This is a genomic window from Micromonospora sp. NPDC048871 (assembly GCF_043198155.1).
Lineage (GTDB): Bacteria > Actinomycetota > Actinomycetes > Mycobacteriales > Micromonosporaceae > Micromonospora.
Genome location: NZ_JBICUM010000002.1, coordinates 821,185 through 847,725, shown reverse-complemented (window position 1 = coordinate 847,725; position 26,541 = coordinate 821,185). Strand labels below are relative to the sequence as shown.

Sequence of the window (26,541 nt, the reverse complement as noted above, 5' to 3'; positions counted from 1 at the left end):
CGCCCCACCGGTCTCATTCGCCACCACCGGTCTAGGATGAGAGATCGGCTCACTCACCGGGCGGTGGGCCCGGTCGCGGTGGGAGACTTGCCACATGCCCCTCACCGAGCCGCACGACGACAACCTCCCTCGGGAGGAGCAGGTCGTCTCGATGCCGGCTGCCGGTGACGGCGCTGAGAGCCCCGCCGTCGTCGACCCGGCGCAGCCGCCCCACACGGAGACCACCACCGATGGCGACCCCGCCGACACCCCCGGCGCGGAGCCAGCCGAGGCAGGCGCTGACGGGGAGGCGGAACAGACCCTGGAGCCGGAGCCGATCCTGCCGGAGCCGGTGCGGCAGCGGATCGTCTCCCTCACCGCGGCCGTGCTGCCGGGCATGCCGGCCGACGAGGTGCCGGTTCCGCTGCGTCGGGTGGCCAAGTTCGCCCCCAACCGGCGGGCCCGCCTGGGCGCCTCCGTGATCGCCGCCCAACTCGCCGCCGACCCCCTGCTGCGGCAGCGGGTCACCGCCCGGGTGCTGGCCGACGCCGGTGACCTGGGCGCCGCCGTCGTCGAGGGGACCGCCCCGGCCGCCGCCGACCCCGTGGAGGTGGCCGCCCTGGCCTACCTGGCCCGGCCCCGCGGATGGCGGCGGTTGATCGAGGCCAGCGGTGCGGCCGTACGCGCCGAGGCGGACACCGCCGTGGTGGCCGAACTGGTCCGCCAGGCCGAGCAGCGGGCGACCCGGGCCGAACACGACCGCGCGGTGGCCCGGGTGGAGGCCGACAAGCTGCGCGACGAACTGGCCCGGGTCCGCGAGGAACTGGGCCAACTGCGCGAGGAGTCCCGCCAGTTGGCCCGTACGCTGCGGGAGAGTCAGGCCCGCGAACGCAAGGCGAACGAACTGCTGGCCACGGAGCGGGGCCGGGCCGCCCGGGCCGCCACGGACGCGGACGCCGAGTTGCGCCGGGCCCGGGCCCGGCTGGCCGAGGCCGAGGCGGCGGCCGGGGTGGCCCGGGCCAGCGCCAAGGAGGCCCGGTCGGTCGACGACGCCCGCCTGTGGTTGCTGCTGGAGACCATCTCTCAGGCCGCCGTAGGGCTGCGCCGGGAGTTGGCGCTGGACCCGGTGGAGAAGCTGCCGGCCGACTTCGTCGCGGACTCCTTCGCGGACTCCTCGACGGCCACCCCCACCGGGGCCGCCACCCGGGCCCGGGACACGGACGACCCGGCCCGGCTGGATCAGCTGCTCGCCCTGCCCCGCGCCCACCTGGTGGTCGACGGCTACAACGTCACCAAACGGGGCTTCGGGGAGATGTCCCTGGAACAGCAGCGCAAGCGGCTGATCACCGGCCTGGGTGGGATCGCCGCCCAGACCGGTGACGAGGTCACGGTCGTCTTCGACGGCGCCGAGCGGATGCACGGGCTGCCCCCCACCCCACGGGGGGTGCGGGTGCTCTTCTCCCGCAAGGGGGAGACCGCCGACGAGCTGATCCGCCGGCTGGTCCGGGCCGAGCCGCCGGGTCGCGCGGTGGTGGTGGTCTCCTCCGACCGCGAGGTAGCCGACGGGGTACGCCGACACGGCGCCTACCCCCTGGGCGCGGACTCGCTGCTGCGTCGCCTGTCCCGGTCCTGATCGAACCCTGTGAACCACTCACGTGGGGAGGGAGCGGGGCGGGCAATAGGATTGGCGTCCCACGGCGACAGGAGCGACGGAATGAGGCGCACAACGGACGGCCGGTCCCAAACCGGTCGCTGCGCCGGAACGCCCCGACCGGGCGGGGTGCCCCGGTGAGCCCGCGCGGCTGGGCGGTGCTCACCCTCGCCGGTCTCGGCCTGGCCCTGCTGGTGGCGGCCCTGGTGCTGATCCCGTGGAACCGCCCACCGGCCCCCCGCGCCGACCAGTTGGCCGCCCTCCGGGAACTCCCCGCCGACCAGGTGGAACGGGCCCGGCAGTTCCGCTCCGCCCTGCGCCCCGGCAGTTGGACGGCGCTGGGCCTGGGGCTGCTGGTGGCCCTCCTGCTGGGGCTGACCCCGCTGGGCAGCCGCCTGATCGAGTTGGCCGGGCGCCCCTTCGGCGACCACTGGACCGCCCAGGCGATCCTCGGCGGGCTGGCCGTGGTGCTCGTGGCCGACCTGGTGACCCTGCCGTTGTCCGCCTGGCGGCACAGTGTGCTCAGCCGGTACGGACTGGCCACCAACGGCTGGGGTGGCTGGGCCGTCGACCTGCTCAAGTCGTACGCGGTCAGTGCCGTCATCGGCGCGGTGGCCCTGCTCGGCTTCTACACCATCGTGCGACTGGCCCCCCGCTGGTGGTGGGCCTTCGGGGCGGCCGGGGCGGCGACCCTGGTGGCGCTGCTCTCCTTCGTCCTGCCGGTGCTGGTGGAGCCGGTGTTCAACCGGTTCAGCCCGATGGAGCCGGGCCCGCTGCGTACCCAGCTGATGGACCTGGCCGCCCGCGACGGGGTGCCGGTGCGCGACGTGCTGGTGGCGGACGCCTCCCGGCGTACCCGGGCGGTGAACGCCTACGTGTCCGGGTACGGCCCGACCCGCCGGGTCGTGGTCTACGACACCCTGCTGCGGGAGGGCACCGATGCCGAGGTGACCGCCGTGGTGGCCCACGAACTCGGGCACGCCAAGGACCAGGACGTGCCCATCGGCACCCTCACCGGCGCCCTAGGTGCCGCAGCCGCCGTGGTGGCGCTCTACCTGATCGGTTCCTGGCCGCCCCTGCTGCGCCTGGCCGGGGTCGACTCGATCGCCGAACCCCGCGCCTTCGGGTTGCTGCTGGCCCTGGTCACGGTCGCCGGGCTGGTCTTCACCCCGGTGCAGGCCCTGATGTCGCGGCGGATCGAGGCCCGCGCCGACGCGCACGCCCTGGCTCTCACCGGTGACCCGGCCGCCTACGAGTCGATGCAGCGACGGCTGTCCTCGATCAACCTCTCCGACCCGGATCCACCCCGCTGGGAGTACCTCTACTCGGCCTCCCACCCCTCCACCGTGGAGCGGATCGCCGCCGCCCGCGCGTACGCCAGAAAGGCCGGTTGATGGGTCGCACGTTGCTGGTCACGAACGACTTCCCGCCCCGACCCGGCGGCATCCAGTCGTTCGTGCACAACCTGGCGGTACGCCAGCCGACAGACTCGGTGGTGGTGTACGCGTCGAGTTGGCCGGGGGCCGACAAGTTCGACGCCGACCAGCCCTTCGAGGTGATCCGGGAGCGCACCAAGGTGCTGCTGCCGACTCCGCTGGTGGCCCGCCGGGCGGCCCGGCTGGCCCGGGAGTACGACTGCGACAAGGTCTGGTTCGGTGCGGCCGCTCCGCTGGGCCTGCTGGCCGCTGGGCTGCGCCGCCGGGCCGGGGTACGCCGGGTGGTCGCCCTGACCCACGGGCACGAGGCGGGTTGGGCGGCCCTGCCGCTGGCCCGGACCGCCCTGCGGCGCATCGGCCGGGGCACCGACGTGGTCACCTACCTGGGGGAGTACACCCGCACCCGGCTGGCCCGGGCCCTGGACGGGGTGACCGAGCTGCGGCGGCTGGCCCCCGGGGTGGACACCGAGCTGTACCACCCGGGGGTCGACGGCTCCGGGGTACGACACCGGCTGGGGCTGGCCGACCGGCCGGTGGTGGTCTGTGTCTCGCGGCTGGTGCCCCGCAAGGGTCAGGACATGCTGATCCGGGCCATGCCGCTGATCCGCCGCCGGGTGCCCGACGCGGCCCTGCTGGTGGTCGGTGGCGGCCCGTACCGGGCGACCCTCACCCGGCTGGCCCGCCAGGTCGGGGTGGAGCGGGAGGTGGTCTTCACCGGCTCGGTGCCGGCGGCCGAACTGCCCGCCCACTACGCCGCCGGTGACGTGTACGCCATGCCCTGCCGGACCCGCAACCGGGGGCTGGACGTGGAAGGGCTCGGCATCGTCTACCTGGAGGCGTCGGCTACCGGCCTGCCCGTGGTGGCCGGTGACTCCGGGGGCGCGCCGGACGCGGTGCGGCAGGGGGAGACCGGCTATGTCGTCAACGGTCGGGATCTCAGCGAACTCGCCGACCGGGTGGGCACCCTGCTGGCCGACCGGGACCTGGCCCGTACCCTCGGCGCGGCCGGTAGGGCCTGGGTGGAACGCGAGTGGCGCTGGGAGACCCAGGCCGAACGCCTGAGCGCCCTGTTGCACGGCTGACGGTCTGCCTCAGCGGAGGCGGGCGAGGATGTGTTCGGCGGGGGCGGGGCGGCCGAAGTGCCAGCCCTGACCCGCGTCGCAGCCGATCGCGCGCAGCCGTTCGGCCTGCCCCACGGTCTCCACCCCCTCCGCGGTCACCGTCAGGTCCAGGGCGTGGGCCAGGGAGACCAGTGAGGCCAGGATCCGTTCGTCCGGGGCCTCCGGTGCGCGCAGCCCCCGGACGAACTCCCCGGCCACCTTCAACTCGGTCACCGGCAGATCCCGCAGGTACGCCAGGTTGCTGTAACCGGTGCCGAAGTCGTCGATGGCGATTCGGACCCCGAGGTCGGCCAGGGCCCGCAGGGCCCGCACCGGCTGCTCGGCGCTGCTCATCATCATGCTCTCGGTGATCTCCAACTGGAGCCGGTCCGGTGGCAGGCCGGTGCGTTGCAGCAGACCGCACACCTCCTGCACCAGGTCAACCTGGCGGACCTGACGCACCGCCAGGTTGACGCTGACGTACGGGGGTTCCCCGGTCCTGGCCGACCAGCCGACCGCCTCCCGGCAGGCCTCGGCGAGCACCCAGGAGCCCAGCGGCACGATCAGGCCGGTCTCCTCGGCCAACCCGATGAAGCGGTCCGGACGCAGCACCCCCAACTGCGGGTGCCGCCAGCGCACCAGCGCCTCGACCCCGAGCATCGAACCGTCCTGCAAGGAGGTCAGCGGCTGATAGTCGAGGTAGAACTCGCCGCGTTCCAGCCCGCCGGGGATGGCGGCGCTCAACGCCTGCCGGGCCTGTTCCCGGCCGTCGCGTTCGGCGTCGTACAGGGCCCATCCCGCGCCACCGGCGTGCTTGGCCCACTGGAGGGTGCTGCCGGCCGCCCGCAGCAGGTCGTCCGGGGTGGTGCCGGCCACCCGCCGCTCCACCACCCCGACGCTGGCGGTGACCGTGATGTCATGCCCGCCGACCAGCGCCGGCTCCGCCATCGCCGCCAGGGCGGACTCGGCGACGGCCACCACGTCCCCGGTGCCGGTGGAGCGTTCCACCAGGATCATGAAGGCGTCCCCGCCGAGGCGGGCCACCAGGTGGGGTTCCACGGCGCGGCTGAGCCGGTGCGCGGCCGCCACCAGGGCCCGGTCACCGATCTGGTGGCCGTAGGAGTCGTTGATGCGCTTGAACCGGTCGATGTCCAGGAAGCACAGCCCGACCCGCTGGTCACCGGCGGGATGCCCGGCGCAGACCGCGGCCAGCCGGTCGGCGAACAGCGTCCGGTTGGGCAGGTCGGTGAGGGGGTCATGGGTGGCCTGGTGCCGGAAGCGGGCCTCGCTGGCCCGCAGCGCCCGCTCCGCCTCGGCGCGGGCGGTCTGCGCGGCCCGCCGGATCGCCTCCTGCTCGTCCAGGGTCCGGTCGCGCAGCGCCCGGGCGTAGCCGGTGGCGATCGCCGCGATCAGCCGGGCCATCCGGTCGGCGATGTCGTCGGTGACCAGGTCCAGGTCGCGGACCAGCCGGAGCTGGATCACCTCGACGGTACGACCCAGGGCCTCGGCGGAGCCGATGTGCGCGGCGACCAGTTCGGCGGCCACCCGATGCCCGGCGCGCAGGTCCAGCGGTTCGCTTCGCAGCGCCTCGGCCAGTTGATCGGTGAGCCGCTGCAACAGCGTCTCCAGTTGGGCGTGGGTCAGCGGAAAGTAGCTGGTGCCCGTCAGCGCCTTGGCCCAGGCCCGAGCGAACACCCCCACCCGGGCGAGGTCGTCCGCCGGCTCAGCCACCGAGCCGCCCGACCCCACCGAGGAAGACCGCCCGCTCGGCGTCCTCGACGCTGTCCGGGGTCTCCGGACGCCACTGCGGCACCCACACCACCCCGGGCTCCACCAGGTCGAACCCCTCGAAGAAGGCCGTCAGCTCGGCCCGGCTGCGTACCCACAGGGGGTTGTCGGTGCGCTGGTAGACCTTCTGCGCCTCGGCCCGTTCGGCCTCGCTGCGGCCGTCGTCGCTGGCCTGGGAGAGCACCAGGTAGCTGCCCGGCGCCAGCGCCGCCCGCAGGGTGGCCAGCAGCTCGGACGGCCGGTCCTGGTCGCCGACGAAGTGCAGCACCGCCACGACCAGTACGGCGACCGGCTGGGAGAAGTCGAGCAGGGCGCGGATCTCGGGGTGGCCGAGGATGCGCTCGGGGTGGCGCAGATCCTCCTGGATCACGGTCGCACCCTCGTTGCCGGCCAGGATCTCCCGGCTGTGGGCCACCGCCACCGGGTCGACGTCGACATAGACCACCCGGGAGTCGGGGGCGTGCCGCTGGGCGATCTCGTGCACGTTGCCGGCGGTGGGGATGCCCGAACCGATGTCCAGGAACTGCCGGACGCCGGCCTCGGTGAGGAACTGCACGGCCCTACGCAGGAAGGCGCGGTTGGCCTGGGCCATCAGCGGGGCCTCCGGCACCGCGGCCACCATGGCCTGGGCCGCCGCCCGGTCCACCGCGAAGTTGTGCGAACCGCCGAGGTAGTAGTCGTACATCCGAGCGACGCTGGGCCGCTCGACATCGATCGTCTCGGGCGCCCAGTCCGGCCGCTGCATCCTGCTGTCTCCTCCGCGCACCATGTCGGGCATCAGTGCCCAGGCGGGGATTCTGCCCCACTTTCGTCACCGAAACCATAGTGTGTCGCAAGATGGCGGTCGATACAGATGATCCGTGCCCGCACAGTGGCGGACACGGATCATCCGTGCACTCTGGGTTACCTAGAACTTGGGCGCGTCCGGGGCCTCCAGCAGACCGAGCCGCAGGGCGGTCATCAGGGCCTGGGCCCGGTTGGCCGCGCCGAGCTTCTCGTAGAGCTTGGAGATGTGGGTCTTGGCGGTCGACTCGCTGACGAACAACTGCTTGGCGATGCCGGCGACGCTCATGCCGTCGGCCAGCAGCCGCAGCACCTGACCCTCGCGCGGCGACAGCTGCGGGCCGGAGGGGGCCAGTCGACGCTTCATCGCCTCGGCCAGGTCGGCGGCGGTGAAGGCGCTGGGGGAGGAGGCGGCGTGCCGGGCGGCGGCGACCACCTCGTCGGCCGGCGCGGTCTTCGGCACGAAGGCGCTGGCCCCGGCCTCCAGGGCGCCGAAGAGCTGGTCGTCGCCGGCGTACATGGTGAGCACGACGATGCCCATCGAGGCGCTGGACTTGCGCAGCGCCCGGGTGGCCTCCAGGCCGCTGCCGTCGGGCAGCCGCAGGTCCATGATCACCACATCCGGCTGCAACGCGCCGGCCTGCCGTACCCCCTCCGCCGCGGTCGCAGCCTCACCCACGACCTCGAACTGCCGGTCGCGCTCGAAGGCGTGCCGCAGGCCTTTCCGGATCAAGTCGTGGTCGTCGACAAGGAGGACCTTGGTACGGGTAGCCGGTGTCGGACTTGTGGTCATCCTCGGGTTACTCCCCTTCTGCTGCGGCGGCGCTACCGCGAAGGTTATCGCGCCGGGGCGACGAGCCGACCACCACCGCCACGGTCGTCCCGCTGGGCTGACGTGGTCGAATCTCCAACCGGCCCCGGATACGTTCCGCTCTCTCGGCCATGATCGCAAGCCCATAGTGCCCGTCGGAACGTTGGTCACCTATGCCGTGACCGTCATCCGACACTTCGATCTGGGCGTACGGGGGGTCCACCTCGCAGGTGACCCAGAGGTTGGCGGCACCGGCGTGCTTGCGGGCGTTGGTCACCGCCTCCTGGGCGATGCGCAGCAACTCGGCCTCGGTGGCGGCGGGCAGCCGGGCGGTGGACTCGTCGAGGGACAGGTGCACCCGCAGCCCGCCGGAGGCGCCGACCGTGCGGGCGTACTCGGCGATGGCGGCGGCCAGGCCCCCGTGCCGGTCCACCTCACTGCGCAGCTCGAACAGGCTCAACCGCAGCTCGGTGATGACCCGGGTGACCTCCTGCCGCAGGGTGCGCAGGCTCTCGGCGGTCTCCTCGGTGTCCTCGTGCACGGTGGCCAGGGCGTTGTCGATGCCGTAGCCGACCATCACCAGCTCCTGGGCCACCCCGTCGTGGATCTCCCGGGCCAGGCGCTGCCGCTCCTCGTTGGTGGCCAGCGACCGCACCTCGTCGAAGAGCAGGGCGGCTTCCAGGCGCAGCGCCGCCGGGCCGGTCAGCCCGGTCACCTCGGCGGTCACCGAGGGCGGGTAGGCGTGGCCGGCGTCGGCCTCCAACACCACCAGACCGACCGTACGGACCCCGGCGACCAGCGGCACGATCAGCGCGGAGACCTCCCCGCCCCGGTGGGACCGGGACTGGGACCGGGCCGCGGTCTGCGGCTGCTGACTGGCCCAGGCGTCGGCGATGGCGGAGTCCGCGTCCAGGGTGGTCTCCCAGTCGACCCGGTCCGCGCCGATCTGGGCCAGCACCACCAGCCGCCCCCCGCCGCTGGCGGACAGCACTGCCCCCCGGTCGGTACGGGCCACCGTGCGCAGCTCCTCGAGGAGGTGCTCGGATATCCCCCCGGGGTCCAGGGTCGCGCCGGGCAGTTGGCGGGCGACCGTACGCAGCTGGGTCAGCAGCCGGGTCGCCTCGGCGTACGGCTGGGGTTTGGCGTCGTGTCGCAGCTGCATCACCCGGTGCAGGGTCTGTGCCGCGTAGAGGCCGAGCACGGCCAGGATCAGCCACTGGGCGCAGACCACGAGGTAACCGGTCTGGGTCAGCTGCCGGACCCCGCCGACCAGGGTCAGCCCGCCGGTGATCAGCAGGGTGCCCGCCAGGGTGGCGATCAGCAGGGCCCCCTCGCGGAAGCGGCGCCGCAACGCGGTGACCGTCACCGGCACCGCCAGGTACGGCAGCACCGCGGAGGCCCCCAGCCCGTCGATGTGCCCCCCGATGGTGGCCACCGCCGCCACCTGGCTCGCCGCCAGGCCCAGCACCACCACCTCCGCCGTCCGGCTGATCGGCCCGATCAGCCAGTGCTCGGGGGCCAGCGAGGCCGGCATGCCGGCGACCGCCAGCAGCACGATCCACCAGAGCTGGGTCAGGTCACGGGTGGCCAGCAGGGTCAGGACGGCGACCAGTGCGAGCACGACCACCCGGGTCGCCGAGGCGAGCGGATGGGAACGGGCCAGGGCGGTTGTCGAGGCGGACACGTGACGGATCGTAGTCAGCCGCGGTAGATGTCCGCGATTTCCGCCGCGTACGTCTTGTGTACGACCTGACGCTTCACCTTCAGCGAGGGGGTCAGCTCGCCGGTGGCCTCGGTGAAGTCCTGGGGCAGGATCCGGAACACCTTGATCGCCTCGGCCTTGGAGACGGACTGGTTGGCCAGGTCCACCGCGCCCTGGATCTCCGCGCGCAGCCCCTCGTGCTCGCGCAGCTTCTCGGCGCTGGTGTCGGCGGGCAGGCCGACCGAGGCCAACCAGGCCGGTAGCGCCTCCTCGTCCAGGGTGATCAGGGCGGCGATGAACGGCTGCCGGTCGCCCACCACGACGCACTGGCTGACCAGTTGGTGCGCCCGCACCTGGTCCTCCAGCATGGCCGGGGCGACGTTCTTGCCGCCGGCCGTCACGATGATCTCCTTCTTCCGGCCGGTGATGGTCAGGAAGCCGTCGCCGTCGAGCTGACCGAGGTCGCCGGTGGCGAACCAGCCGTCGGAGCTGATCGCCTCGGCGGTGGCCTCCTGGTTGCGCCAGTACCCCTGGAAGACGATGTCACCGGCGATGAGGACCTCGCCGTCGTCGGCGATCCGGATGGTCACCCCGGGCAGCGGCCGACCGACCGTACCGATGCGGGTGAAGCCCGGCAGGTTCGCCGAGGCGGCCGGGGAGGTCTCGGTGAGCCCGTACCCCTCGTAGACGGTCACTCCGACACCCCGGAAGAAGTGCCCTAGCCGGGCACCGAGCGGGGCCCCACCGGACATCGCGTCGCGGCAGCGCCCGCCGAGGGCGGCCCGCAGCTTGCCGTAGACCAGCTTGTCGAAGAGGGCGTGCTGGACCCGCAGCGCCAGGCCGGGCCCGGCCGAGGTCTCCAGCGCCTCGCTGTAGGCGATGGCGACCGCCTCGGCCCGCGCGAAGATCTTGCCCTTGCCGGCGGCCTCGGCCTTCTGCTTGGCGCCGTTGTAGACCTTCTCGAAGACCCGGGGCACGGAGAGCACGAAGGTCGGCTTGATCTCCTGGAGATCAGCGACCAGGTTCTTGGCGTCCGGGCAGTGCGCCATGGTGGCCCGGGCCTGCACCACACCGATCTGGATGAGCCGGGCGAAGGCGTGCGCCAACGGCAGGAAGAGCAGGGTGGAGGCGTTCGGGCCGAACAGGTTCGGCAGCACCGGCACCGCGTTGGCGATGTCGGTGTACATGTTGCGGTGGGTCAGCACGCAGCCCTTGGGCCGACCGGTGGTGCCGCTGGTGTAGATGATCGTGGCCAAGGCGGAGGAGCGCAGTTCGGCCCGCCGTCGGTCGATCTCGGCGGGTTCCACCGTCGCGCCCGCCCTGATCAGGTCGTCGACCCCGCCGAGGTCGATCTGCCAGGTGTTGGCCAGCTCCGGGGTCCGGTCCCGGACCCCGGCCAGCAGGGTGGCGTGGGCGGTGGTCTCCACCACGGCGGCCACCGCGCCGGAGTCGGCCAGGATCCAGGCGGCCTGTTCGGCGCTGGAGGTCTCGTAGACCGGCACGGTCACCGCGCCGGCGGCCCAGATGGCGTAGTCGACGAGGGTCCACTCGTAGCGGGTGCGGCTCATCAGCGCCACCCGGTCGCCGGGCTTGACGCCGGTGGCGACCAGGCCGCGGGCGACCGCGATCACCTCGTCGCGGAACTGGCGGCAGGTGACCTCCACCAGGGCCCCGTTGGAGTCACGGCGGAGGAACTGCACCGCGTCCGGCGCCACCTCGGCGTTGTCCCAGACGGGATCGGTGAGGTTGGCCGAATCGCCGACGGTGACGATCGGCGGGACGGAGAACTCGCGCACCTGCACTCCCTCGTGCTTGCACTGGCCGGTCGGGGGCGCCACCGGCGGGTCTGCTCATTCCGAAACCTACCTGGCCCACCCTCGGCCGGCACATCGCAGGTGGGGCGGCGCGGCGCGACCGCCCGGTCGGGGCGGTAGCCTCCCCCCATGGCGGACTCCTCCACCCAGTCGATCATCATCGGCGCGTCACCGGATCAGGTGGCGGCGGTCATCTGCGACTTCCCGAGCTATCCCCGCTGGACCGACGCGGTACGGCAGGCGGAGGTCATCGAGGAGTACGAGGACGGTTACGCCAGCCAGGTCCGCTTCGTCCTAGACGCCGGGGTGATGGCCGACGAGTACGTGCTGGAGTACGCCTACGCCGAGGACCTGTCCCGCATCGAGTGGCACCTGGTGGCGCCGTCGAAGATGCAGAAGCTCCAGCGCGGCTCGTACGACCTGGTCGGCAACGCCGACGGCAGCACCACCGTGACCTACACCCTGGAGGTGGAACTCGCGGTCGGGATGCTGGGGATGTTTCGGCGCAAGGCCGAGAAAATGATCATGGATGCCGCGTTGAAGCAGCTCAAGCGCCGGGTAGAAGCATCTGGCTCGGCGCACTGAGGCGTCCGGCGGCGCGGTCGCTCACGGCAGAGGAGCCCACGATGGGTGCAACGGATCCGGGTTCGGCCCGGCAGGAGGCGGAGCGGCTGGTCGCCACTCTGCTGGCCAGCGCGCGGTTGGCCGCCGCCAGCCCCGGTGGGGGACCCCTGGGCGCCCTGGGCGGGATGGTGACCAGTGTCCTCGGTCACAACGGCCCGTCGGACTCCTCCGACCAGGCCACCGGGGCGGGTTTCGCCACCGGTACGGCGGAATGCTGTGTCTGCCCCGTCTGCCGAGGAATCGCCGCGTTGCGTGATCCGAGTCCGGAATTCGCGGAGCGGTTGGCCACCGGTGCCGGTGACCTGGCCGCCGGCCTGGCCAGCTTCCTGCGGGCCTTCGCCCCCACCGAGACCCCCGAGGACCCCTATCACGAACCGGGCACCGGCGCCGATGGTGACCACGTGTGGCGCGAGGCGACCCGTACCGGGCATGATTCTCAGCCGGCACCGGATCGGGACGTCTGGACCGCCGCTACCCGGGCGGAGGAGGGCGCCGTCCCGGCCGTCCCGCCCGTCGACGCCGCCGGGCCGGTCGCGGACGCCGCAGGCCCGACGCCGGAGGTCGGCCGCCCGGTGGTGCCCACCTCACGGACCCCGGACGGCGACGGCCGGGTCGTGTCCTCGGACGCCGCGGTGCCCACCGGCGCCGAGCAGCAGGGCGCACCAGGCGACGACGCCTGACTTCAGGGACCACCCGCACCACCGGCCCAGAGCAGGTGTGCGCGGGGCACAGCAGAGGGGAGTGGCAGCGGTGACGCTGACCATCGGAGTCGACGTGGGTGGCACGAAGGTGGCCGGCGGTGTCGTCGACGACACCGGCACGGTGCTGGTGCAGACCCGACGGGACACCCCCGCCGACGACGTGGGCAAGACCCGCGACGTCATCATCGAACTGGTCGCCGAACTGGCCACCGGGCACGACATCCAGGCGGTCGGCATCGGGGCGGCCGGGTGGATCGACGCCAGCCGCTCTACCGTGCTGTTCGCCCCCAACCTGGCCTGGCGGGACGAGCCGTTGCGGGCGTACGTCAGCGCGGCCGTCGGGTTGCCGGTGATCGTGGAGAACGACGGCAACGTGGCCGCCTGGGCGGAGTTCCGCTACGGCGCGGCCCGGCAGGCCGAGGACTCGATGGTCATGTTCACCATCGGCACCGGGGTCGGCGGCGGCATCGTACTCGGCGGTGGCCTGGTTCGTGGCGCCAACGGCATCGCCGCCGAACTGGGCCACATGCTCGCCGTCCCGGACGGGCACCAGTGCGGCTGCGGTCGGCTCGGCTGCATCGAGCAGTACGCCAGCGGCAGCGCCCTGGTCCGCTTCGCCCGGGCCGCGGCCCGACAGGAACCGCAGCGGGCGACCGCGCTGCTGGAACTGGCGGCCGGCGAGGCCGAGGCGATCACCGGCCCGATGGTGACCGCCGCGGCCAAGGCCGGTGACCCGGTCGCCACGGAGGCCTTCGCCCAGGTCGGGCGCTGGCTCGGCACCAGCCTGGCGGACATGGCCCAGATGCTCGACCCCCAGGTGCTCGTCATCGGCGGTGGCGTCATCGAGGCCGGTGACCTGCTGATGGGCCCGACCCGGCGGTCCTACACCGAGTCGCTGGCCCAGCGCAGCCGGCTGCCGGTGGCCGAGATCCGCCCGGCCGAGCTGGGCAACGCCGCCGGAGTCATCGGCGCGGCCGACCTGGCCCGGCGGATCTGACATGGCCGACTCCGCCCCCGGGGTGCCGCTGCGCGTCGTGTCCTACAACGTGCACGGCCAACGCGACGACACCACCGCCCTGGCCACGGTCGTCCGCCAACTGGCACCGGATGTGCTGATCGTCCAGGAGGGCCCCCGCCGCTTCGGGTGGCGGTCCAAGTCGGCCTCCCTGGCCGCCTCCCTGGGTCTGGTGGTCGCCGCCGGTGGACTGCCCTCGCTGGGCAACCTGCTGCTGGTCAACCTGCGGGTACGGGTGACCGGGGTGCGTCACCAGCGGTTCCCGCTGACCCCAGGCCGACACATGCGGGGTGCCGCGTACGCCGACTGTCTGGTCGGCACCGGCGCCCGGTTCACGGTGGCCGGGTCGCACCTGGCCACCGACCCGGTGGAGCGGCCGGAGCAGGCGAGACTGTTCAAGAAGGAGGTGCAGGCCGCGCCGTGGCCGGTGATCGCGGCGGCCGACCTCAACGACGAACCGGACGGGTCGGCCTGGTGCGTCCTGGCGGACGGGCTGACCGACGCCGCGATCGCCGCAGACCGGGCCGACCGGCTCACCTACTCCTGCGCGAACCCGCGGCGGCGCATCGACGCGGTCTTCGTCGACCCCCGGATCACCGTGGTCGACTACGACGTGCTGGACACCCCCCTGACCCGGCGGGCCAGTGACCATTTTCCGATCGTCGTCGATCTGCTCCTGCCGACGACCGGCTGACCTGCGACGCTCGGACGGGCTGGACATACCGCGCGGATGTGGAGAAGATTTCGCGCGACCCGGCATGCGTGCCGAGACGAAGGAGATCCCCGGTGCCCACCCCCACCGAGCACGGCCGGCCCGATCCGGAGACGACCACGCCAGCCCGCGGCCACGACGGTCACCCGGTCGCCGACCGGGGTGACACCGTCTGTGTCATCGGCGCCGGAGCCAGCGGCCTGACCGCGATCAAGAACCTCGCCGAGCACGGCTTCGGGGTGGACTGCTACGAACGCGAGACCGGCATCGGCGGCGCCTGGAACTGGCGACACGACCGCAGCCCGGTGTACGCCAGCACCCACCTGATCTCCTCGCGGCCCTTCACCCAGTTCCCCGACTTCCCGATGCCGGACGACTGGCCGGACTACCCGCACCACAGCCGGCTGCTGTCCTATTTCGAGCGGTATGCCGACCACTTCGACCTGCGTCGGCACATCTGGTTCGGCACCGAGGTGGTGCGGATCGAACCGGTGGCGGACGACCGTTGGGACGTCACGACCCGCAGCACCGGCGGCTACGGCCCCGAACGCACCTCCCGGTACGCCGCCGTGCTGATCGCCAACGGGCACAACTGGTCCCCCAAGCTGCCCCGCTACGAGGGGCTGGAGCAGTTCCGGGGCGAGGTCATGCACGCCTCCTCCTACCAGGACCCGGCCCAGTTGCGCGGCAAGCGGGTGCTGGTGGTCGGGGCCGGCAACACCGGCTGCGACATCGCCGTGGAGGCCGCCCAGCAGGCCTCGCACTGCTGGCACTCCACCCGGCGCGGCTACTGGTACGCCCCCAAGTACGTCTTCGGTCGCCCGGCCGACCAGGTCAACGACACCCTGCTGGCCCTGCGGGTGCCGCTGTGGCTACGCCAGTGGCTCTACCACCGCACCCTGCGGCTGACGGTCGGCGACCTGACCCGCTTCGGCCTGCCCGAGCCGGACCACCGGGTGTACGAGACCCACCCGATCGCCAACAGTCAACTCGTCTACCACGTCGGTCACGGCGCGATCACCCCCGTGCCGGACATCGCCCGGCTGCACTCTCACTCCGTGGAGTTGACCGACGGCCGACAGATCGACCCGGAACTCGTCATCTTCGCCACCGGCTACCTGCCGCGCTTCGAGTTCCTCGACGCGAAGATCCTCGGCGACGACGAGGGGGTGGGCCGCCCTCGGCTGTGGCTCAACGCCTTCGTCCCGAACTATCCGACCCTGGCGGTCGCCGGCCTGCTCCAACCGGACTCCGGTCTCTTCCCGCTGGTGCACTGGCAGGCCGTGCTCTTCGCCCGCCTGCTGCACGCCCGGATGACCCGCCCGCAACGCGCCGCCGCCTTCGCCGCCCGGGTGACCTCCGGGGCGGGTGAACGCTACTCGGGTCGGGTCAAGGACTCCACCCGGCACTGGTTCGAGGTCGGCCATGTCGACTATCTGCGCGCCCTGGAGCGTGCGCTGCGCGACCTGGAGGGCAAGTGACGCAGTTGAGCCGGCAGCCACGGATGGTGCGCGGTTGGGAGTGGGCGCGTCCGGTCCGCCCGGTCCGACGCGAGGTGCTCAGCGTGGTCCCGGAACTGGAGCAGGGGCATCCGCCGCTGCTGTTCGTACCCGGCTTCGGGCACGGGGCCTGGGCGTACGCCGAGCACTGGCTGGGGCACACCGCCGCCCGGGGTTTCCCGGCCTACGCGGTCAGCCTGCGCGGGCACGGCGGCAGCGGCCCCGCACCGGATGCCGACCTGCGGGCGTACGCCCACGATGTGGTTCAGGCGGCGGCGGGCCTGCCCCGCCAGGCGGTGCTGGTGGGGCACGGCGCCGGGGCCCTGGTGGTGGCGCACGCCCTGGCCCGCTACCCGGCCCGGGCGGCGGTGCTGGTGGCCCCGGTCCTCGGCGGCTGGGCGAACCTGGGTGCGGCGCTGCGGCACAACCCCGTCGGCACCCTGCCGGCGGTGTTCGGTGGCGGGCTGCGGCTGAGCCGGAGCCAGCTGTTCAGCCGGGAACTGCCCGAGGCCGAGGCCCGGCGGCACACCGCCCGGCTGGGTCGGGCCGCTCGGCGGGCCCAGTGGCAACTGCTCACCGGCGGGGATCCGGAACCGGCCGTGGGCCGCCCGCCGGTGCTGGTCCTGGGCAGCCCGGACGACCGGGTGGTGCCGGCGGCGGCGCTGACCCGCGCGGCCCGGCGGTACGGCTCGGCTCCCCTGCTCTTCCCGGGCATGGGACACGACCTGATGCTGGACGCCCGGTGGCGGGAGCCGATCGACGCCATCCTGGACTGGCTGCTCAAGCAGCCCAACCGGCCCTGACGGGCGGCGGACCTCCGTCCGCCGCCCTCAGCCGCCGAGCCGGGTCAGCAGCGATCCGCTCTGATCCAGGGCGGACAGGTAGGACCGGGCCCAGGCCCGGATGTCGTGTTCCCGCAGGTGGGCGCGCATGGCCTGCATCCGGGCCCGGACATCGGCCGGCTCGGCCCGCAGGGCCGCCAGCAACCCCTGCTTGAGCCCCTCCAGGTCGTGCGGGTTGACCAGGTACGCCTGCGACAACTCGGCGGCGGCCCCGGCGAACTCGCTGAGCAGCAGGGCACCGCCGTCATCCACCCGGGCGGCCACGTACTCCTTGGCGACCAGGTTCATCCCGTCCCGCAGGGGAGTCACCGCCATCACGTCCGCCACCCGGTAGAGGGCGGCCAGTTCGGTCCGGTCGAACGGCTGGGTCAGGTAGTGGATCGCGGGCTCACCCACCCGACCGAACTCGCCGTTGATCCGGCCGACCTCCCGCTCGACCCGGTCGCGGAGGATCTGGTACTGGCCGACCCGTTCCCGGCTGGGCACCGCCACCTGCACCAGGACGGTGTCGCGGACCTTGACGTGCCCGTCCGCCAGCAGTTCGCTGTACGCCTTGAGCCGCTGCTCGATGCCCTTGGTGTAGTCCATCCGGTCCACACTGAGGATCACCTGCTCCGGGCTGCCCAGGTCGTGCCGCAGCCGACCGGCCCGGTCGGACACCTCCGGCCGCCCGGCCAGCGCCGCCATCTCGTTGGTGTCGATGGAGACCGGGAAGGCCCCGATGCGCACCATCCGGTCCTCGACCGCGATCCGCCGGTCGGTGGCCGGCAGCCCCAGCACCTTGGTCACCAGTTGGGAGAAGTTGTGCGCCGCCTGGGCTCGCTGGAAACCGACCAGATCCGCGCCGAGCATCCCGCGCAGCAGTTCCGCCCGACGGGGCAACTGCATGAACAACTCCGGGGGCGGGAAGGGCACGTGCAGGAAGAAGCCGATGCGCAGGTCGGGCCGCAGGGCACGGAGCATCCCCGGCACCAGTTGCAGGTGGTAGTCCTGCACCCAGACCACCGCGCCGGCCTCGGCGACCTGGGCGGTCGCCTCGGCGAAGCGCTGGTTGACCCGCTGGTACGCGTCCCACCAGCGCCGGTGATGCTCGGGCTGCTCCACCGCGTCGTGGTAGATCGGCCAGAGGGTGGCGTTGGCGAAGCCCTCGTAGTGGTCGCGCAGGTCTTCGCTGGTCAGGGGGACGGTGTGCATACGTACCCCGTCGACGTCCGGCAGGGTGGGCGCGGGGCCGGTCCCGCCGGCCCAGCCGACCCAGGTGGCCGGGGTGTGTCTCAACAGGGGGTGCAGGGCGCTCACCAGCCCACCGGGACTGCGTCGCCACTCGCAGGCGCCGTCGAGCGCCACGTTGTCGTTGATGGGGAGGCGGTTGGCTACCACCACGAGGGAACTCTGTCGCATCTCGGGCATTCCGATCAGCAGGGGAGTGACCGCCACGAGGAGGAACAACCGGGGCAGTCAGGGGGGTGACGTGACGTACTACGGTATTCCTACTGACAGTAAGTTACACCACTGTTACATGCCTCGGAGCAGGCGGTCTCCGTCCCGGTATCCGGGCGGCTGCTGTGCGACGGCTCAGACGACCGCCCCATCGTCGGGATCGCGTTCCTCGTCGCCCGGGCGCAGCCGCCACACCAGGGTGACGAAACCGGCGAGGATGCCGGTGAACCCGAGCAGGGTGACCACCCCCCGGTCGGCCGGGATCAGGTCCGGGAAGAGGAACAACACGAACCCGAATATCACCGCCAGCACCCCGGCGGCGGCGTACTTCGAGACCCGGGGCAGGGGTGGGGGCGGCGGCGGCACGTAGCGCTCGTCGGCGTCCGGGTCGTCCGGCAGGTCCGCGCCGAAGGTGTCCAGGCCGTCCAGCAGCGAGGGGCCGTCCCCGTCGCGGGGGCCACGCCCCACGGAGACACCGGAGATGTCCCCCGCGTACGGCAACCGGCGCAGCGGGGTGGTGGTGGTCGGTCCGGCCGGCTCCTCCGTGCTCGGCAGCGTCGCCGTGGCGGTGCCGCCGGGGCGAGCCGGCGGATCATCCACGTCCTCCGCGGCCGGCCAGGGGTTCGCCCCGGTGCTGGGGGAGCTGTGGAACCCGGCGACGATCTGGGCCCACTCGGCGTCGATGTCCGGTTCCCTGGGGGCGGCCCCGGGCGGATTCTCGTCGGACAGCTGGTGCAGGTAGTCCCGGGCGGTGCTCAGGTGCGAGCGGTCCACGTAGAGCCGGTCGACCGGTCGAGAAGGCACCGTGGTGGTGCGGGTGACCGGGTTCAGATCCGCCGAGGGTTGCAGATAGGCGGCGATGCCGCCGGCCGCCAACACGTCGAGCAGGTGCTCGCCGACGCGTGGGTCGACGTCGCCGGCCACGGCGTACTCGCTCGCGTCGATCCCGTTGTCCCGTCGCCCCCGACGGGCTCCACCCGCTGACACCCGGACACCCTCCTCATCGCGCCGCGGCGCGCCCCGCGTCCAGCCCTGGGCGCCACTCACACGCCGTGCTCTGAATCGTGACACGTCCGGACCAGGTTCGGGGAGTGCCTTGTGGCGTGGGTACCTCGGCGCGTCCCGCACTCCTGGTCGAAGCGAGGCTCTTTGTCCTTTTGTGCGGGCCGTGCCAGGTGTGGGGTGTGCCGGAAGCAGGGCGTTCAGGCGCAGAGGTTGGCGACCGCTACCCGGACCGGGTCGGGGTTGGCCCAACTCCAGTTGGGGTGGGCGCGGTTGGTGAGCAGCACGAGCACGAGTCGGCGGCCGGGATGCACGAGCAGCGAGGTGCCGGTGAAGCCGGTGTGTCCGAAGGTGCCCTTGGTGGCCAGTCTGCCCATGAACCAGGGTTGGTTGAGCACGACGCCGAGACCGTGGTCGGAGGTGCGGTTGGGGCGTTCGGCGTCGACCGCGGGCAGACCGGCGTTGACGTTGGTCAGCATCCGCTGGGTGAGGGCCTCCGACAGGATCCGGGTGCCGCGGTAGGTGCCGCCGTTGAGCAGGAGCTGCCCGATGACGGTGAGGTCGGCGGCGGTGGAGAAGATGCCGGCGTGTCCGGCGATCCCGCCGAGGTGGTTGGCGACATCGTCGTGCACGATGCCGCGCAACAGCCCCCGGGAAGAGCGGGCGTCCGTGGCCACCAGCCGCTGGGCCTGGTCGGCGCTGCTGAGCCACTTCTTCGGGGTGAACCCGGTGTCGGTCAGGCCGAGCGGGCCGGTGATGCCGCTCTTGAGGGCCTGATCGAGCCGTTGTCCGGTGACATGCTCGACGAGCTGGGCGGCGACCATCAGCCCTTCGGTCGAATTACCACTCTGCCGAGCGGGCTCACGAATACGTATCACGTAAACGACCTGGTCCAGCAGCAGCAGGGCGACGCCCGCCAATCCTGGACACTCGATCCGCAGTACCGGTTCCGGACTTTTACCGCCGAGACGCTGGTAGGCGGAGCAGTAGCCAACGCTATTACCAGCCGCAACCATTACGGCGATGACTCGGACGAGCCACGGTGGATCGTTGAGGACATCACTCTCGGTACTATCACCCGAAACGTTTCCGGCCCAGACGGAGATCTCGCCGCTACCACCTCTGCAGGCGAAGTGCACCTGCAACTAGCCAACCTGCACGGCGATATTGCTGTGACAATCGACTCCGGTCTGACCGAACCAGAGGTGTTTGACTTCGAAGAATTTGGTGCTCCAATCATCGGGCAGGCGGACCAGAGATACGGGTGGCTCGGCGGCAAACAACGTTCCGGTGACGCTCTCGGTGACGTGATCTTGATGGGTGTCCGATTGTACGATCCCGCGATCGGGAGGTTTCTTTCGGTCGACCCGGTCCAGGGCGGCTCCGCTAACGACTACGACTACGCCTATCAGGACCCGGTAAACAGCAACGACCTCGACGGTCGCTGCCCAGTGTGTCCGATCGCCGTGGGAATCGGCGTCCGTGTCGCACTGCGATACGCAGCACGACACGCAGCGAGAAGAGCCGCCCAACAGGCGCAAAAGAAGCGGATCATCAAGATCGCTGGTCGGCCGCCAGCGAGGATCAAAAGCTCGACGCCTGCATCTACCCATCCAAACGGTCGAAACTGGCGGGGGCGTAGTTGGGGATACCAAATCAATTACACGGACCGGCACGGTCGCCAGCGAGTATACAAATACGGAATTACCAGCGTGGCACCCCCGCAGGCGAGGGCGGAGAAGAGCCGCCGGCAGTGCGCGGCAGAGCGTTATGCCAGGAACTGCAGGATTGTAAAGATTAAGCGGTTCCCCCATAGGCCAGCCGCTCGTGCCTGGGAGTATGCGAGCTGTCTAAGCTACGTGATTCGATACGGCTCTCGGCCGAGGGGGATGAGAAAGAACTGTCGCTAGACTGACTGGCATGACGCCTTGGATCTTGGTCTCAGCCCGGGACGCGCGCGACAGTCCCGGGCTGGACGCCGCAGCCTACAACCACCGCGTACATGGCCTCGCTGATGTGGTCAGTAGCGCAGTTGAACGAGGTTTCGCCGGTAGCCAGTGGCTAAGGAAACAATTGCCTGCTCGAAGTTTTCTAGCCATCGAGTTGAACCTGGACGGTGGCAGAGCCACACGTGTCGAGCGGCTAAAGCACCGTACCTACCCGGACGCCAGAGAGCTCAGGTACAAGCTCTGGGTGCCGGGAGCCTGGTTCAGCACGCCGGGCGACGGGCTGCTCGGCATCCGGCTGCTTCGTGCTGTGCTGGCGACGGTTGCAGTGGTCGGCGCTGAACGAGAGCTCGGTCCGCCGCAGCTTCGCGCAGCAGCGACGGACCCCGGGCGTCCAGAGATGCGCGACCTATTCTCCCCACCCTCGTCAGAGGCGTCGCGGTTCACTGAGGCCGCCCGGCGCCTGACGGAACTAGTCGATCGGGCGGACCCTGAACAGCTAATCCTATCCGGAGTCGAGCCTGTCACGGAAAGGACGCAGCAAGGCCGCCAAGCCGTCGTCGGGAGACTGGGAGCGGTGGAGGATGACATCGTCATCCCGGTGGCGGAGACGGAAAGGGTGCGGGTGTGGACGCTTCGGCGAATCGGCTGATCTGGCGGGTCGAGGCTGAGCACCTAAGCAGACGAGAGGCGAAAGCATTCACCGAGTCCGTCGCCGCGCTCCAACACTGGCTCGACGTGTGGCACAGCCTCATCACCGCCACCCTTGCCCGACCGCTATACGTCACCGTCGCTGCTACCGACGGTGACAGCGATGCTGTCGAGATGACGCTAAGCCCGGAGGCAGTCGTACTGATTGAGGTTCCCCCGAAGCTGGCGCGCTCCAACGTCGCCGGCCTACAGATGGTGCTGCTGGATGCCGTACTAGGTGCCGTCGAGGAGGCAGCGCAGCGGTGGCCACACGACGTGCCGCCGCAGGTATGGCCCGTGCAGGAGGACACTCCGAATGTGGATTCCCCGGACGAGGACGCTGATTCTCTGGCCACCGCGCTGGAGTTTCTCGAAAAAGAAGAGCTGCTGCTTCTTGGCCGCTTGGACGGCACCGACGCCGATGAACTCAGCCGCTTCCACGAGCTTGACGACTATGTACTCTCCAAAACGGATGCTCTGGCTGAGATGTCCGACACCGAAGCTGGCTGCTCGTCGGTCACCTGGATTCTTAGCCTTCCCGGTGATCGACACGTGTGAGCGCGCCAATACCCGAAAGGCCACCAGGTGAACGATCGACGCGACGACGGGCGGCAGGCCGGGCTGAGGTGACTCTGGTGCCTGCGACGTCAGCAGCGGGCCGGCTGCGGTCGGGTCGTCGCCGGCCGTCAGCTTCCGTACCGCGAAGTCAGCGACAACATCCGGTCGGTGACGTCGGGGATGCCGGCGTAGATCTCGGCGGCGGCCAGGTGCAGGCGGGCGAGAAGATTGTCGTCGACCTGCACGTAGGCCACCGCCCTCGGGTATGCGGGATGGTTCGGGTTTGCGCTGGTCGGCTCGAGGTGGCGGGTCAACTCAGCGGCGAGGGCCCGGCTCAGCGGCGAGGGGGTGCCGATCCCGGCCTGCCCCCTCAGGCTGCCACCGCCCGCCGCCTCGGCCGTACTGCCGGATGCCCGCGCTCGGCACCGAGCCGGCCGCCGCAGAGGGGGTTCCGGACGACGGCACTGCTCGTGGGGCTGGCGGTGTGGCAAACCTTGGCGTTGGTGGCGCCTGGTACGGCGGGTTGGCGAAGGTTCTGCTCTCGTTCTTCGGAGCGCTGCATGCGGCTGACGCCGTGCGATTGATCCGCGGTTCCCCCGATCCTGAGTGACCAATACCAGGATGTCAGCATTCCTGCAAGCGATGGCAGCTGACCCGGATGGGCGGTGCGCGGTCAGCTGGCGAGCGGCTGCGCGCCGGCCGGCGGGTGGGCCGGGGGGTTAGCCAGGGCGAGCAGGCCCGGGGCGGCGTTGCGGTGGGCGAAGGCGCGTAGCTCGGTCAGCAGGGGACCGGCCGTGGTCGGGTCGTCGCCGGCTGTCAGCTCCCGTACCGCGAAGGTCAACGACAACATCCGGTCGGTGACGTCCGGGATGCCGGCGTAGATCTCGGCGGCGGCCAGGTGCAGCTCGGCGGCGTGCCGGTGGTCGCCGTCGGCACCGGCCAGGGCAGCCGTCACGGTCCGCAGCGCCGCCTCCGACCAGGGGGTACGGTGACCGACCTGGTCCAGCATGGCGCGTACCCGGGCGGCGCACTTGCGGCCGGCCAGGGTGGCCGCCCAGCCGGCTGCGGCGATCCACTCGCCGCTGGCCAGCGCCGGGACCTTCGTCCAGGCCTCGGCCAGCTCGTCGACCAGGGCGGCGGCCTCGTCGGTGCGTCCCTGCACCGCCCGGCACAGCGCGCCCATCGCCAGCATCGTCCAGTGCAGCCGGTGGAAGCCGCTACGCCGAGCGGTGTCCAGGGCGGCCGCCACGTCGTCGTACGGCGGTGAGGGCTGTCCCGCCGTCAGGGGGGTGATGCCGGAGGCGGCCGGTCGGGTCTCCGGTGCGGCCGGCGGGCCGGCGGTCGGCACCGGCTGACCGCGTAGCACCAGCAGGCAGGATCGCAGCCCCCGTACCTGCATGTCCCAACTGCCGGTCGGGGTGTGCACGAAGGCCTCGGCGGCGGCCAGCAGGCGGTCGAAGTCTCCCTCGAACCAGGCCCGCATCGCCTCCCCGGAGTAGCTGGTGGTCAGGGTCTGCCCGCTGGCGGTCCGGGCCGGTGCCGCCGAGAGCAGGGCTTTGGAGCGCAGCCAGTCGCCCTCCTCCCGGACCGCGTACGCGAGGTTCTGGGTGGCCCGGGGCAGGGCCAGCAGCTGCCGGCCCCGGCTGAACTCGACGATGGCGTACAACTCGTCCAGGCCGGACCGGTCGCCGGCCTGGTAGCGGGCGGTGGCCGCGGTGATCCGGGCATTGGTGCGGATCTCGGTCAGCCCTAGTCGCTCGCCGATCTGGGCGGCCGTGTCCGCAGCGGCCACCGCCGGGTCGCGTTCGTAGTTGAGCATGTGCAGCCGGCCCAGCTCGGCGTAGGCGTCCGCCTTCTGGGCGCTGTCCGGCAGCGGCTCGAACAGCCGTACGGCGTGGTCCAGGCAGGCCAGGGCGGCCTGCCGGTCGGCGCGCAGCCACGCCGCCTGACCCAGCAGGGTCCAGGCCCGTGCCGCACACGCCTCGTCGCCGTGGGCCAGCAGCCGGTCGGCCAGGGTCTGCATCTGCTCCGGCCCACCGCTGGACAGGAAAGCGTTGCCGTCCCGGTAGAAGGAGATCTCCGTGCTGAGCAGTTCCAGCTGGAGACGGCCCACCGGGTCGGAGTCGTCGGCCAGCCCGAGGGCCCGGCCCGCGTGCCCGGCGGCGGCGTCCAACCCGTGCAGGGCGTACGCCCGGCGGGCCGCCCGGTGCAGCGCGGCCCGGGCGGGGCCGGCGTACCGGGTGGTGTCCATGCCCAGCGACCGGGCGATCTCGTGGGCCGCCCAGCGGTGGTGGGCCAGCACCTCGGCCAGGTCGGTGTCCCGGCTCTGCGACAGGGTGTCCAGCCAGTCGGCGGTCCGCTCGTGTCGGGCCACCCGTTCGGTACGCGGCAGCCGCTGGTAGCAGACGTCGCGCACCAGCACGTGCCGGAACCGGTACTCCGGCTGACCGGCCATGGTGGAGGCGCCCTGCTCGTGGACGAAGTCCCGCTGCTCCAGCCGGCGCAGGGCCCGCTCGACCGCCTCCACCGGCTGGCCGACCGCCGCCGCCACCGCACCCGGCCAGAACTGCACCCCTACGACGGCGGCGGCCAGCAGCACCGCCCGGTCCTTGGCGTCGAGCAGGTCGATCCGGTTGGCGATGACGGCGTGCACGCTCTCCGGCATCGGCAGGTCCAGGTGCTTCTCCAGCGACCAGCCCCGCCCCGACTGGCGCAACGCGCCCTGCTCGATCAACATCCGGACGTACTCGTGGGCGTAGAGCGGGTTGCCCCCGGCCACCTCGACCAGCGGGGTGAGCAGGTCGGCGGAGAAGGCCGCCTGGCCGAACATGTGCGCGTACAGGGCGGCGATGCCGGTGTCCCGCAGCGGGGGCAGGGTGATGGTCACCGAGCCGGTGATCGTCCCCGCCCAGCTCGGGTCCCGGTCGACCAGTTCCGGGCGGGCGGTGCAGAGCAGCAGCAGGGGCACGTCGCGGGCCGCCGCGCCGAGCAGCTCCACGAACCGCAGCATGGCGTCGTCGGCCCAGTGCAGATCCTCGAAGACCAGCACGGTGGGGCGGCGGGCGGCCAGGGCCAGCAGGAACCGTCGCCAGCAGGATTCCGCCTCCTCGGCCGGCAGGGGGGTGCCGGCCAGGCCGACCAGCGGACGCAGGGCGTCGATCACCCGCTCCCGCTCGCCCGGGCCGACCAGCTCCTCCACGGCCGCGGCCAGCCGCTGGGCGGCCGTGCTGGCCGGGTCGGTGTCCAGGATGCCCGCCTCGGCCTTGACGATGTCGGCCAGCGCGGCGAAGGTGACATTCTCCCCGAACGGCGGGCAGCGCCCGATGCGCCAGGTCAGCGGCTCGTCCACCAGCCGGGCGGTGTGTCGGTGCAGTTCCCGGACCAGCCGGCTCTTGCCGATGCCGGCCCGCCCGAAGACGGTCACCACCTGGGGGCGGCGGTCCCGCAGACTGCGATGCAGGGCGTTGACCAGCATCCCCAGCTCATGCTCGCGGTCGATCAGGGGAGTGGCGTCCGGTTCCCGGTCGGCGGGCTGCTGGCGTACTGCGGCCAGGGCCAGCCACACCTCCGTCGGGGCGGAGCGCCCGCGCAGGGTGACCGGGGGTTGCTCGTCGTAGCGGATGGTGTCCCGGGTCAGCGCGTACGTGGCGCCGTCGACCAGCACCCCGCCCGGCGGGGCCACGGACTGCAACCGGGAGGCGGTGTTGACCACGTCCCCGGCCACGATCGCCTGTCCGCCGTCGCGGGCGGCGGCCACGTCGACCAGGGCCTCACCGGTGGCCACTCCCACCCGGAAGCGCAGCCCGTCGGTGCCGGTGGGCGCGAAACGGGTCAGCACCCGTTGCAGCTCCAACCCGGCCCGTACGCACCGCAGCGCGTCCGTCTCCGTGGCCACCGGCGCGCCGAACAGGGCCATCACCGCGTCGCCGATGTACTTCTCGACCACCCCGCCGTACTGGCCGACCACCCGCCGGGCGGCGGAGAAGAACCCGGTCTGCATCCCCCGGACCAGCTCCGGGTCGGCCCGCTCGACGTACGGGGTGAAGTCGATCAGGTCGACGAAGAGCACACTGACCCGACGGCGGTCCTCCTGGGGGATGGCCGGGGCCCGACCGCTGCCGGCCCGGGGCGCCCCACACGAGGTGCAGAAGGCGACATCCGTCGCCAGCGGGCGCAGGCAGTGTGGACAGACTGCACCCAGCTCCGCTCCGCAGCCACCGCAGAAGCGGTCACCATCGGCGGCGGTGCGTCCACAACGATCACACTGAGTGGCGATGACACCCTCCACTGGTGAGCCCTGATTGCCGGGGGCAGGACCGAGTATCGCTGCCCAGAGGAGTGTCGGGTACCGGGCTGTTGGTTTGTGGACACTCCTCCGAGCAGTGCGTTGTGTGGCGCAACGGCTAGATTCAGAAGCCGATTCGTTGATCGTTTATCTGGGGGGACAG

At 71.9% G+C, this 26,541-nt stretch carries 22 protein-coding genes; 12 read left to right on the top strand and 10 right to left on the bottom strand.

Translation table 11 applies throughout. The features are described from left to right. The first annotated feature begins 94 nt into the window (after nt 1-94). From ACGFIK_RS08365 to ACGFIK_RS08355, 3 genes are all read left to right on the top strand, one after another. Entirely contained in the window at nt 95-1,612 is a 1,518-nt protein-coding gene (locus ACGFIK_RS08365; RefSeq protein WP_357531958.1) for an NYN domain-containing protein, read from the top strand. 155 nt (nt 1,613-1,767) lie between these two features. Continuing rightward, nucleotides 1,768-3,024, top strand: a complete 1,257-nt coding sequence (locus ACGFIK_RS08360) for a M48 family metallopeptidase (protein ID WP_327024776.1) — start codon at nt 1,768-1,770, stop codon at nt 3,022-3,024. Continuing rightward, nucleotides 3,024-4,148 carry a glycosyltransferase family 4 protein gene (locus tag ACGFIK_RS08355; RefSeq protein WP_327024777.1) on the top strand — a complete coding sequence of 375 codons (1,125 nt, stop codon included), beginning with the start codon at nt 3,024-3,026 and terminating at the stop codon, nt 4,146-4,148. The genes ACGFIK_RS08360 and ACGFIK_RS08355 overlap by 1 nt, the downstream gene beginning before the upstream one ends. A gap of 9 nt (nt 4,149-4,157) precedes the next feature. Here the strand turns inward: ACGFIK_RS08355 and ACGFIK_RS08350 are convergent, their stop codons facing one another. The 5 genes from ACGFIK_RS08350 to ACGFIK_RS08330 all read right to left on the bottom strand — a co-directional run bounded on the left by ACGFIK_RS08350 (nt 4,158) and on the right by ACGFIK_RS08330 (nt 11,046). Next, nucleotides 4,158-5,897 (bottom strand): bifunctional diguanylate cyclase/phosphodiesterase, encoded by a 1,740-nt coding sequence (locus tag ACGFIK_RS08350; protein ID WP_357531957.1) that lies wholly within the window; start codon nt 5,895-5,897, stop codon nt 4,158-4,160. Continuing rightward, nucleotides 5,890-6,699, bottom strand: coding sequence for an SAM-dependent methyltransferase (locus tag ACGFIK_RS08345; RefSeq protein ID WP_357531956.1), 810 nt, complete (start codon nt 6,697-6,699; stop codon nt 5,890-5,892). Before ACGFIK_RS08345 ends, ACGFIK_RS08350 begins: the two co-directional genes overlap by 8 nt. Before the next feature lie 162 nt (nt 6,700-6,861). Next, nucleotides 6,862-7,530: a response regulator transcription factor gene (locus tag ACGFIK_RS08340; protein ID WP_007072219.1), complete on the bottom strand. Its 669-nt coding sequence runs from the start codon at nt 7,528-7,530 to the stop codon at nt 6,862-6,864. Between the two features lie 7 nt (nt 7,531-7,537). Next, entirely contained in the window at nt 7,538-9,232 is a 1,695-nt protein-coding gene (locus tag ACGFIK_RS08335) for a GAF domain-containing sensor histidine kinase (protein ID WP_327024780.1), read from the bottom strand. 14 nt (nt 9,233-9,246) lie between these two features. Beyond that, on the bottom strand, nt 9,247-11,046 hold the full coding sequence (locus ACGFIK_RS08330) for an AMP-dependent synthetase/ligase (protein WP_327024781.1): 1,800 nt from the start codon (nt 11,044-11,046) through the stop codon (nt 9,247-9,249). 147 nt (nt 11,047-11,193) lie between these two features. Between ACGFIK_RS08330 and ACGFIK_RS08325 the strand changes: the two genes are divergently transcribed. From ACGFIK_RS08325 to ACGFIK_RS08300, 6 genes are all read left to right on the top strand, one after another. Next, nucleotides 11,194-11,649 carry an SRPBCC family protein gene (locus tag ACGFIK_RS08325; protein ID WP_327024782.1) on the top strand — a complete coding sequence of 152 codons (456 nt, stop codon included), beginning with the start codon at nt 11,194-11,196 and terminating at the stop codon, nt 11,647-11,649. Between the two features lie 41 nt (nt 11,650-11,690). Beyond that, entirely contained in the window at nt 11,691-12,368 is a 678-nt protein-coding gene (locus ACGFIK_RS08320) for a hypothetical protein (RefSeq protein WP_327024783.1), read from the top strand. Nucleotides 12,369-12,429: 61 nt separating this feature from the next. Continuing rightward, a complete protein-coding gene (locus tag ACGFIK_RS08315; RefSeq protein WP_327024784.1) occupies nt 12,430-13,386 on the top strand; it encodes an ROK family glucokinase in 957 nt (318 codons plus the stop codon). Between the two features lies 1 nt (nt 13,387). Beyond that, entirely contained in the window at nt 13,388-14,098 is a 711-nt protein-coding gene (locus ACGFIK_RS08310) for an endonuclease/exonuclease/phosphatase family protein (protein WP_393338406.1), read from the top strand. 92 nt (nt 14,099-14,190) lie between these two features. Continuing rightward, nucleotides 14,191-15,597: a flavin-containing monooxygenase gene (locus ACGFIK_RS08305; RefSeq protein WP_393338403.1), complete on the top strand. Its 1,407-nt coding sequence runs from the start codon at nt 14,191-14,193 to the stop codon at nt 15,595-15,597. Between the two features lie 23 nt (nt 15,598-15,620). Then, entirely contained in the window at nt 15,621-16,418 is a 798-nt protein-coding gene (locus tag ACGFIK_RS08300) for an alpha/beta fold hydrolase (protein ID WP_327027029.1), read from the top strand. Nucleotides 16,419-16,445: 27 nt separating this feature from the next. On the opposite strand, the gene ACGFIK_RS08295 is transcribed toward ACGFIK_RS08300, so the two are convergent. From ACGFIK_RS08295 to ACGFIK_RS08285, 3 genes are all read right to left on the bottom strand, one after another. Continuing rightward, nucleotides 16,446-17,858, bottom strand: a complete 1,413-nt coding sequence (locus ACGFIK_RS08295; protein WP_327024787.1) for a trehalose-6-phosphate synthase — start codon at nt 17,856-17,858, stop codon at nt 16,446-16,448. Between the two features lie 174 nt (nt 17,859-18,032). Beyond that, entirely contained in the window at nt 18,033-18,884 is an 852-nt protein-coding gene (locus ACGFIK_RS08290) for a DUF308 domain-containing protein (RefSeq protein ID WP_357531953.1), read from the bottom strand. Between the two features lie 215 nt (nt 18,885-19,099). After that, nucleotides 19,100-19,723 (bottom strand): serine hydrolase domain-containing protein, encoded by a 624-nt coding sequence (locus tag ACGFIK_RS08285; protein WP_393338400.1) that lies wholly within the window; start codon nt 19,721-19,723, stop codon nt 19,100-19,102. Here ACGFIK_RS08285 and ACGFIK_RS08280 point away from each other — a divergent pair. Genes ACGFIK_RS08280 through ACGFIK_RS08270 form a run of 3 tightly spaced genes read left to right on the top strand, consistent with a single transcriptional unit; the run spans nt 19,697 to nt 22,093 of the window. After that, nucleotides 19,697-20,809: an RHS repeat-associated core domain-containing protein gene (locus tag ACGFIK_RS08280; RefSeq protein ID WP_327024790.1), complete on the top strand. Its 1,113-nt coding sequence runs from the start codon at nt 19,697-19,699 to the stop codon at nt 20,807-20,809. The two genes, ACGFIK_RS08285 and ACGFIK_RS08280, sit on opposite strands and share 27 nt — an antisense overlap. A 10-nt stretch (nt 20,810-20,819) precedes the next feature. Then, nucleotides 20,820-21,497, top strand: a complete 678-nt coding sequence (locus ACGFIK_RS08275) for a hypothetical protein (protein ID WP_327024791.1) — start codon at nt 20,820-20,822, stop codon at nt 21,495-21,497. Further along, nucleotides 21,473-22,093, top strand: a complete 621-nt coding sequence (locus ACGFIK_RS08270) for a hypothetical protein (RefSeq protein ID WP_327024792.1) — start codon at nt 21,473-21,475, stop codon at nt 22,091-22,093. Before ACGFIK_RS08275 ends, ACGFIK_RS08270 begins: the two co-directional genes overlap by 25 nt. Nucleotides 22,094-22,221: 128 nt before the next feature. Here the strand turns inward: ACGFIK_RS08270 and ACGFIK_RS08265 are convergent, their stop codons facing one another. Both ACGFIK_RS08265 and ACGFIK_RS08260 read right to left on the bottom strand, forming a co-directional pair. Continuing rightward, nucleotides 22,222-22,347 (bottom strand): hypothetical protein, encoded by a 126-nt coding sequence (locus ACGFIK_RS08265; protein WP_393338397.1) that lies wholly within the window; start codon nt 22,345-22,347, stop codon nt 22,222-22,224. A gap of 419 nt (nt 22,348-22,766) precedes the next feature. Next, nucleotides 22,767-26,381 carry an ATP-binding protein gene (locus ACGFIK_RS08260; RefSeq protein WP_393338394.1) on the bottom strand — a complete coding sequence of 1,205 codons (3,615 nt, stop codon included), beginning with the start codon at nt 26,379-26,381 and terminating at the stop codon, nt 22,767-22,769. Nucleotides 26,382-26,541 lie beyond the last annotated feature (160 nt).

Coding starts and splice junctions, on each gene's coding strand:
- ACGFIK_RS08365 (WP_357531958.1), top strand. CDS start 95: ATGCCCCTCACCGAGCCGCACGACGACAACCTCCCTCGGGAGGAGCAG.
- ACGFIK_RS08320 (WP_327024783.1), top strand. CDS start 11,691: ATGGGTGCAACGGATCCGGGTTCGGCCCGGCAGGAGGCGGAGCGGCTG.
- ACGFIK_RS08340 (WP_007072219.1), bottom strand. CDS start 7,530: ATGACCACAAGTCCGACACCGGCTACCCGTACCAAGGTCCTCCTTGTC.
- ACGFIK_RS08345 (WP_357531956.1), bottom strand. CDS start 6,699: ATGCAGCGGCCGGACTGGGCGCCCGAGACGATCGATGTCGAGCGGCCC.
- ACGFIK_RS08325 (WP_327024782.1), top strand. CDS start 11,194: ATGGCGGACTCCTCCACCCAGTCGATCATCATCGGCGCGTCACCGGAT.
- ACGFIK_RS08285 (WP_393338400.1), bottom strand. CDS start 19,723: ATGGTCGCCGCCCAGCTCGTCGAGCATGTCACCGGACAACGGCTCGAT.
- ACGFIK_RS08300 (WP_327027029.1), top strand. CDS start 15,621: ATGGTGCGCGGTTGGGAGTGGGCGCGTCCGGTCCGCCCGGTCCGACGC.
- ACGFIK_RS08280 (WP_327024790.1), top strand. CDS start 19,697: ATGCTCGACGAGCTGGGCGGCGACCATCAGCCCTTCGGTCGAATTACC.
- ACGFIK_RS08295 (WP_327024787.1), bottom strand. CDS start 17,858: ATGCGACAGAGTTCCCTCGTGGTGGTAGCCAACCGCCTCCCCATCAAC.
- ACGFIK_RS08310 (WP_393338406.1), top strand. CDS start 13,388: ATGGCCGACTCCGCCCCCGGGGTGCCGCTGCGCGTCGTGTCCTACAAC.
- ACGFIK_RS08355 (WP_327024777.1), top strand. CDS start 3,024: ATGGGTCGCACGTTGCTGGTCACGAACGACTTCCCGCCCCGACCCGGC.
- ACGFIK_RS08275 (WP_327024791.1), top strand. CDS start 20,820: ATGACGCCTTGGATCTTGGTCTCAGCCCGGGACGCGCGCGACAGTCCC.